The following is a 357-nucleotide window of genomic DNA, read 5'->3' on the forward strand; positions in this document are numbered from 1 at the left end:
AGGACGGCAACCCGCCCGTGCTGCTTCCTGTCGACCCGGCAGACCCCACGGGCCCGACCCGTCCCGTGATCAAGCCCGATGGCAGCGTCAGCGAAAGCGGCCTGCCCAACGGCAGCGACCCGGACTCCGGCAGCAATATCACCACCGGCACCATCACCCTGGTGCCTGGCGATGACACCACCACCGTCACCATCACGCCGCCTGGCGGCAGTGCAGTAACCCTGGTGCCCGACCTGCCCACCAAGATCACGACACCGCAAGGTGAAGTGACCGTGACGTATACACCGGGCAATGGCACGGACGCCCCCACCATCACCTACGAATACGAACTCAAGACCCCGGTAGACGACACCAGCA

1 pseudogene is annotated in these 357 nt (G+C 65.5%); it reads left to right on the top strand.

The features are described 5' to 3' along the window. Window positions 1-357, top strand: a pseudogene (locus GVL12_RS26055) (hypothetical protein); the annotation flags it as partial.

It is taken from the genome of Pantoea sp. 18069 (genome assembly GCF_902706035.1).
Lineage (GTDB): Bacteria > Pseudomonadota > Gammaproteobacteria > Burkholderiales > Burkholderiaceae_C > Comamonas.